This is a genomic window from Acidovorax sp. DMC1 (assembly GCF_056314325.1).
Genome location: NZ_JBQUYO010000014.1, coordinates 43,499 through 50,416, shown reverse-complemented (window position 1 = coordinate 50,416; position 6,918 = coordinate 43,499). Strand labels below are relative to the sequence as shown.

Sequence of the window (6,918 nt, the reverse complement as noted above, 5' to 3'; positions counted from 1 at the left end):
CACGACCGCACGACCGCACGACCGCACGACCGCACGACCGCACGACCGCACGACCGCACGACCGCACGACCGCACGACCGCACGACCGCACGATTGGCGCAGGCTGGCGTCAGTGTTTTGTGTCGATCAAGATCGGGTAAGGCTCAGTACCAGCCTTGAAGCTTTGGGTGCAATCCTCACACCACCTCATCGGAGTTAGCTCCTTAACGTGAAGGGGAGGCCGTCATCGTGGGCGGTATTAGGTAGCGTTTTCCACCTTAGGCCGCTCGCAATGTCCAGTAAATCAGGCTCTGACAGCCTCGGATGCCGCCAAACGGTCCAGCTCTGCGCAGACATCTGCCATGCGGCCTGCAATCACCAGACGTCCGGTACCTGCGGCGTCTGAAGCCCGGCGCAGCACTTTGGTTGTTCGGGGGCCGCAGGAAGCCGTACCCACCGCTGATAGGAAAGCTTGCCGTTTGCTGCCGGCCATGTGCGTTGGCAGAAAAGAGCGATGCGTGTCGGGCAAACGGGCAGGACTTTCTGGCGTTCGTGCAGGTGGTTTGGTCGTAAAAGGCCAGTTCCCGCGAGGAGCGCGTTGTCCTTGGTGCTCTTCTGCACGATGAAGTGCCGTAACGTGTGCATCCCTTCTTTGCAAGACCAAGGGCGATGCATTCACAAATTCAGTGGACTCTCTTGTCTCTGCTTGCGCCGGTAGGGTCGTCTTGTCTGCAGACGCTAGCTCCGCACTCGCAAACAGCTTTTTGAGGCTGCGAACAGGGCTCTGCAGGGCAGAAAGGGTGAACAAAGCAATTCCCATGTGAAAACTCCGAAAGTCGGGGGTTGAACATAGGCAGGATTGCAAAGTGGCTGAGTACCAGAACACCCAAAAGCAGCGCGAGACCATCCCCTGCGGTGCAGGCAGCTGCTCCGCCGATTCATCACACATAGCTTGGGAGTTTTTGGCACTCAACGGGACCCGCATCGCAGGGCTGGTGTACTGATCAGAATCTGTCCACCAAACGCCCGCCACCCACGGTGCGGCCCCTGAGCGCGTGCTACATCAGCATGGTGTTGCGGATAAGACCCACGGCCAGGCCTTCGATCTCGAAGGGCTCACCCGGCTGCACCACGATCACGGGATAGTCGGGGTTCTCGGGCAGCAACTCAATGGCGTTGGCGGTGCGGCGAAGGCGCTTGACGGTGACGTCGTCACCCAGGCGGGCCACGATGATCTGGCCGTTGCGGGCTTCGCGGGTGGACTGAACGGCCAGCAAATCGCCATCCATGATGCCCGCGTCACGCATGGACATGCCCCGCACCTTGAGCAGGTAATCGGGCTTGTGCTGGAAGAGGCTGTTTTCTACGCTGTAGGTCTGGTCTACATGTTCCTGCGCGAGAATGGGCGATCCCGCAGCCACCCGGCCGACCAAAGGCAAGACCAGTTGCGACAGGCCCGGGATGGGCAGGCTGAACTGGCTGCCGCGCGCGGCGTTGATGGAGCGCACCGTGTCGCTGCGCAGGCGGATGCCCCGTGAGGTGCCGCTGACCAGCTCGATCACCCCTTTACGGGCCAGCGCCTGAAGGTGTTCTTCTGCCGCGTTGGCTGACTTGAAACCCAGCTCGGCCGCGATTTCTGCGCGGGTGGGAGGCGCGCCGGTGCGTGCGATAGCGGTCTGGATGAGATCCAGAATCTGCTGCTGGCGGGCGGTGAGTTTGGGGTTGTCGAGCATGGTGGTTTCCGGTGCAGGCGGTTACAGTGATGAACAACTGTTTTTTAATCCAGTAACTGTATTTTTCACCAGTTTTTCGGAGTATGCAAGTGAGTGGGCAAAAAATTGTGGTTTTGGGCACCGGTGGCACGATTGCGGGCACCTCGGCCCAAGCGGGGGACAACATTGGCTACACCGCCGCGCAGGTGGGCGTGGAACAACTGCTGACGGCCGTGCCCGGTCTGCAGGCTCTGGCAGGCGGCGCCTTGGTTGCAGAGCAAGTTGCGCAGATCGACAGCAAGGACATGGATGGCGAGGTGTGGCGCACGCTGGCATTGCGTTGCGCCCACCATCTGAATGACTCGGAGGTGAGGGGGGTGGTCATCACCCACGGCACTGACACCCTGGAAGAAACAGCGTGGTTTTTGCACGAAGTGCTGGACGCCGCCAAACCCGTGGTGCTGACCTGCGCGATGCGGCCTGCCACAGCCTTGACCCCCGATGGCCCCCAGAACCTGCTGGACGCGGTGGCAACGGTATTGGCACCCGGTGCAACAGGTGTGCTGGCCGTTGCTGCGGGTGAAGTGCATGGCGCACGGCATGTGCAAAAAGTGCATCCCTACCGCGTCAATGCCTTCAGCTCGGGGGATGCTGGACCTCTGGGGTGGGTGGAAGAGAGTGTGGTCCGTTGGGCATGCAATAGCCCAGTAGTGCCGGTAAATAATGCCGTTGGTGCTATGAATAATATAGTGAGCGCTGCGACTTGGCCGTGGGTGGAAATCGTCATGAACCATGCGGGGGCATCGGGCAGGGCGGTGGATGCGCTGGTGCGAGAGGGCGTGCAGGGCCTGGTGGTGGCCTGCACCGGCAATGGCACGATCCACCACGATCTGGAGGCTGCTTTGGTGCGCGCGCAGAACGCCGGAGTGCGGGTGGTGCGCTCCACCCGCTGCGCGGAGGGGCAGGTGCTGCCCAAGCCGGGTGATGTGCTTCCCGCCTCGCAAGGCCTGTCGCCGGTGAAGGCGCGGGTTGCCCTGATGCTGGATTTGCTGCGGATGCATTGATCTAAAAAGGGCCGGCAGCCGTGTTCACCGCACTCAAGACACACGCCTGGGCTTACCCCGCGCTGGAGGTCGTCCACATCATCGGCATTGCGTTGCTGCTGGGTAATCTGGCGCTGCTGGAGGTGCGGGTTTTCGGACGTGGTGCGGCATTGCCGGTGAAGGACCTCGCGCGGCAGAGTCTCTCCCTGGCGCTGTGCGGCTTTGGATTGGCCGCAGCGTCGGGGCTGCTGATGTTTGCCACCCAGCCTGCGGAGCTGCTCAGCAACCGCGCCTTCACCTTGAAGATGCTGTTGTTAATGCTTGCGGGCTGCAACGCGGCGTGGTTTCATGCACGCGGTTCGCTTGCACGCCTGGACGGGCTGGCGCGCGTGCAGATGCTGGTGTCCACCGTGATCTGGCTGTCGGTGGTGGCCTGTGGCCGCTGGATTGCGTACCTTTGATATGACCCCTTGAACCGGGTTTTATTCCTACGGGAGTCTTTATGGGCTTGCAACGTCGTCATGTGCTGATCGCCGCTGGTGCCTTGCCTTTGGGGGCACACGCGCACCACGGCTGGAGCAGTTTTGATGCGGACCGACCGCTGTATCTGGAGGGCACGGCGCGCAAGGTGCGGTGGCAAAACCCGCATGCAGAGCTGGAGCTCGAATTGCCCGCTGCGCTCCGGTTGCCTTCAGATCTTGCCCAGCGGTCTGTGCCTGCGCAGACCGCGCCGGTGGACGGACGCGCACTGCTAGCCAAAACCGTGCTGCCCACCCGCAAGGACCGCGTCTGGGAGGTTGAGTTGGCTCCGTTGACCCGCATGCAGGCCTGGCAGGTGCCTGAGATCAAGCCGGGTACGGCCGTGTCTGTGGTGGGCTTTGGCCTGCGGGACGAAAAGGGCGAGGCAGTGCTGCGCGCCGAATACCTGTTTGTGGACGGCAAGGCCTACGGCTTGCGGTCCAGCCCCGCCTGATGCCAGGCACGTGCCCGCAGCGGGCGACTGTCGCGGCCACCGCGCGGCGGGGCGTTCCATGAAAAAAGCGACGCCCTGGTGCAGTGCGTCGCTTTCAGGAGGCTTGAGCGCCCAACCCGGGTCAGGCGGATCTTGGCCCTTGGTTCATTGCATCAGCTGGCCAGCGCCTGCAGCGCGCGTGCGGTGATCTCGTCCACGCTGCCCGTACCGCTGATGGCGCGGTACTTGGGCGCTGCAGCGGGTTCGGCCTTGGCCCAGTTGCTGTAGTAGTCCACCAGGGGGCGCGTCTGGTCGCTGTAGACCTGCAGGCGCTTCTTGACGGTTTCTTCCTTGTCGTCTTCGCGCTGGATCAGTTCTTCACCGGTCACGTCATCCTTGCCTTCGACCTTGGGTGGGTTGAACTTGACGTGGTAGGTGCGGCCGCTGGCCGGGTGCGAGCGGCGGCCGCTCATGCGTTCGATGATGGCGTCAAAGGGCACATCGATTTCGAGCACGTAGTCGAGCTTGACGCCAGCTGCCTTCATGGCGTCGGCCTGGGGAATGGTGCGGGGGAAGCCGTCAAACAGGAAGCCGTTGGCGCAGTCTGGCTGCGTGATGCGCTCCTTGACGAGACCGATGATGATGTCGTCGCTGACCAGGGCGCCCGAGTCCATCACGGCCTTGGCCTGCAGGCCCAGGGGGGTGCCGGCCTTGACGGCTGCACGCAGCATGTCACCGGTGGAGATCTGGGGGATGCCGTACTTCTGGCAGATGAACGTGGCTTGCGTGCCCTTTCCGGCGCCAGGCGCGCCCAACAGAATCAGTCTCATGGATGTCCTCGAAGGTTAGAAATCGGGTGGCGCCGCTGGCGGGGACGTTCGAAGGGCGCCTGAAGCCGTTCTGTGCGCCCGGGATGCGGTGCTCTCGTTACAGTTGAGGATAGCATGTGAGCACCTTGCGCGGACTTACATGGGTGACCGTTTCTCGGCCGGTGCCTCCATGGGAGCGCTGCAAGGGTCATCTGTGCGACCCCGGATGCATCCAACATGCACGCCAACGCGGATCGTTGGCGCCTGAAAACTGTCAGCGAAACAGCGCGCGGACCCGCTCCAGGTCCTCTTGCGTGTCCACGCCAGGGCCCGGCGCCGCGTCTGCCAGGTGAACGGCGATGCGGTGGCCGTGCCACAGTGCACGCAGCTGTTCCAGCGCCTCGATGGCCTCGGTCGGCGCAGGCGCCAGTTGTGGAAACTCCCGCAGAAACCCCGCGCGATAGCTGTAGATGCCTACGTGGCGTAGCGGTGCGAAGCCTTGCAGTGCCTTCACGCCGGGCTGGGCGGCCTGTGCTGCACCCTGCCACCAGGCCGTGCCCGCATGGTCGCGCCCAAAAGGGATGGGCGCGCGGCTGAAGTAATGGGCCAGGCCCCGCGCGTCGAGCACCACCTTCACCACATTGGGGTTGGTGTAGTCGGCCAGGGATGCGATGGCATGGGCGGCGGTGCCCATGCTGGCTTCGGGTCGCTGCCCACCGTGGTCTTGCAGCAGGGCGGCCACGGCGTTGATGAGTGCGGGGTCTATCAGCGGTTCGTCGCCCTGCACGTTGACAACGATATCGTCGCCCTGCAGCCCCAGTTGTGTGCAGGCCTCGGCCAGCCGGTCACTGCCGCTGGCGTGGTCGGCGCGGGTCATGACGGCTGCCACACCATGGGCTGCGCAGGCTTGCAGGATGCGGGCGTCGTCTGCAGCCACCACCACGCGGACTGCGGCGCTCTGCGCAGCGCGCTGGGCCACGCGCACCACCATGGGCAGGCCCGCAATGTCGGCCAGGGGCTTGTCGGGCAAGCGGCTCGACGCCATGCGTGCCGGTATCAGCACGGTAAAGGGGCTGTGGGCGGCAGTGGCCACGGGGGCGCTCACTGCTCCAGTTCCTCGTCGGTCAGGGGGCGGGCTTCGTTCTCCAGCAGCACCGGGATTCCGTCGCGCACCGGGTAGGCCAGCCGCGCGCTGCGCGAGACGAGTTCCTGAGCCTCGCGGTCATACGTCAAAGGGCCTTTGGTGACGGGGCAGACCAGCAGTTCAAGCAGTTTGGGGTCCATGGGGGAGAGGCTTTCCGGGTGGGTTCGTTCAGGCAGGGGCAGATGATAGCGGCGGCTTCTTGCCTCCTGGGCTGGGATTGATCTGGTTCAGCCAGTCATCCAGGGCAACAAAAAAGCGCGGGTCCAGTTGCGTGGCCAGCGGCACGGCCAGCGCGTCCGGATAGCGCGTCCAGAGCTTCACCGCGTCCTTTTCTGTACAAACTAGCCGTAAGCGCTGGTCGGATATGCGCTGCCAGCTATCAAAATCATAGTGATCGGGTAAGGCCTCGGTGTGCTCCAGCGTCAGGCCCTGGTTGCGCAACATGGCAAAGAACTCGGCGGGTCGGGCCACAGCGGCCACCGCATGCAGGGGCTGCCCTTGCAGTTGTGCCAGTGGCACGTGGTGGCCGTCCGATTGCACGGCATAGGGCGCCAGGCTGCGTTGGAGGGCAAATGCCAGCGCTGTGGTGCCGCGCGGCGGTGCGCTGCCTGCATGCAGCACCATGTCCACGGGGCGGGGCCAGGGCTCCCGCAGCGGGCCTGCGGGCAGCAGAAAGCCGTTGCCGATGCCTTGGTTGTTGAAGATGCAGATCTCCAGGTCCCGCCGCAGTGCGAGGTGCTGCAAGCCGTCATCGCAGACGATCACATCGGTATCGGGTTGGGCTGCCAGCAACGCGCGTGCGGCGGTGATGCGCCGTGGGGCCACAAACACGGGCACCGTGCCGCCCCCCGCTACGCTGCGGGCAATCAAGGCCGGCTCGTCGCCCACCTCGCTGGCAGGGCTGTCGGGTTGCACGGCACGGCAGTCATGTGTGCTGCGACCGTAGCCGCGCGAGATCACGCCCGGGCGCAGACCACGCGCCTGCAGGTGTTTGACGAGTGCGATGACCACCGGGGTCTTACCGGCGCCTCCGGCAATCACATTGCCCACCACGATGACAGGGCGGCCCGGGTGCTCGGACCGAAGCCAGCCCCGGCGGTACAGCCAGCGGCGCAGGGCCACCAAGGCGCCATACATGAGAGAGACGGGCCAGAGCGCCCACGCCGCTGGACCCCGGGACTGCCAGATGTTCTGCAGCCGCTGTTCGGCCGTGGCAGAGGAGGGCGGAGGGGCTTGCGGGGCCGAAGCCCGGGGCGGCTGCGGCCCTGAAGCGGCCATT

The 6,918-nt window shown here is 64.4% G+C and carries 8 protein-coding genes; 3 read left to right on the top strand and 5 right to left on the bottom strand.

Features of this window, described 5'->3' with window-relative positions; genetic code table 11:
• Nucleotides 1–1,037: 1,037 nt before the first annotated feature.
• On the bottom strand, nt 1,038–1,712 hold the full coding sequence (gene lexA / locus ACT531_RS21255; protein ID WP_476018713.1) for a transcriptional repressor LexA: 675 nt from the start codon (nt 1,710–1,712) through the stop codon (nt 1,038–1,040).
• Between the two features lie 83 nt (nt 1,713–1,795).
• Here lexA and ACT531_RS21250 point away from each other — a divergent pair, with 83 nt between their 5' ends.
• The 3 genes from ACT531_RS21250 to ACT531_RS21240 are packed head-to-tail and all read left to right on the top strand — an operon-like array spanning nt 1,796 to nt 3,707.
• Nucleotides 1,796–2,755, top strand: coding sequence for an asparaginase (locus ACT531_RS21250; protein ID WP_476018712.1), 960 nt, complete (start codon nt 1,796–1,798; stop codon nt 2,753–2,755).
• Between the two features lie 20 nt (nt 2,756–2,775).
• Nucleotides 2,776–3,195, top strand: coding sequence for a hypothetical protein (locus ACT531_RS21245; protein WP_476018711.1), 420 nt, complete (start codon nt 2,776–2,778; stop codon nt 3,193–3,195).
• 41 nt (nt 3,196–3,236) lie between these two features.
• Nucleotides 3,237–3,707: a DUF6152 family protein gene (locus ACT531_RS21240; RefSeq protein ID WP_108499902.1), complete on the top strand. Its 471-nt coding sequence runs from the start codon at nt 3,237–3,239 to the stop codon at nt 3,705–3,707.
• Between the two features lie 152 nt (nt 3,708–3,859).
• On the opposite strand, the gene adk is transcribed toward ACT531_RS21240, so the two are convergent.
• From adk to lpxK, 4 genes are all read right to left on the bottom strand, one after another.
• On the bottom strand, nt 3,860–4,516 hold the full coding sequence (gene adk, locus ACT531_RS21235) for an adenylate kinase (RefSeq protein ID WP_015014247.1): 657 nt from the start codon (nt 4,514–4,516) through the stop codon (nt 3,860–3,862).
• A 253-nt stretch (nt 4,517–4,769) separates the two neighbouring features.
• On the bottom strand, nt 4,770–5,600 hold the full coding sequence (gene kdsB, locus ACT531_RS21230) for a 3-deoxy-manno-octulosonate cytidylyltransferase (protein ID WP_476018710.1): 831 nt from the start codon (nt 5,598–5,600) through the stop codon (nt 4,770–4,772).
• The gene (locus ACT531_RS21225) at nt 5,597–5,779 is read right to left on the bottom strand and encodes a Trm112 family protein (protein WP_015014245.1); all 183 of its coding nucleotides are present in this window, start codon (nt 5,777–5,779) and stop codon (nt 5,597–5,599) included. The genes kdsB and ACT531_RS21225 overlap by 4 nt, the downstream gene beginning before the upstream one ends.
• Nucleotides 5,780–5,807: 28 nt before the next feature.
• Complete coding sequence (gene lpxK, locus ACT531_RS21220; protein WP_476018709.1) at nt 5,808–6,917, bottom strand: tetraacyldisaccharide 4'-kinase; 1,110 nt, start codon at nt 6,915–6,917, stop codon at nt 5,808–5,810.
• Nucleotide 6,918: the final 1 nt, after the last annotated feature.

Bases quoted from the DNA above. Each gene is read 5' to 3' on its own strand.
- lexA (WP_476018713.1), bottom strand. From the start codon at position 1,712: ATGCTCGACAACCCCAAACTCACCGCCCGCCAGCAGCAGATTCTGGAT.
- ACT531_RS21250 (WP_476018712.1), top strand. From the start codon at position 1,796: ATGCAAGTGAGTGGGCAAAAAATTGTGGTTTTGGGCACCGGTGGCACG.
- ACT531_RS21240 (WP_108499902.1), top strand. From the start codon at position 3,237: ATGGGCTTGCAACGTCGTCATGTGCTGATCGCCGCTGGTGCCTTGCCT.
- adk (WP_015014247.1), bottom strand. From the start codon at position 4,516: ATGAGACTGATTCTGTTGGGCGCGCCTGGCGCCGGAAAGGGCACGCAA.
- ACT531_RS21225 (WP_015014245.1), bottom strand. From the start codon at position 5,779: ATGGACCCCAAACTGCTTGAACTGCTGGTCTGCCCCGTCACCAAAGGC.
- lpxK (WP_476018709.1), bottom strand. From the start codon at position 6,917: ATGGCCGCTTCAGGGCCGCAGCCGCCCCGGGCTTCGGCCCCGCAAGCC.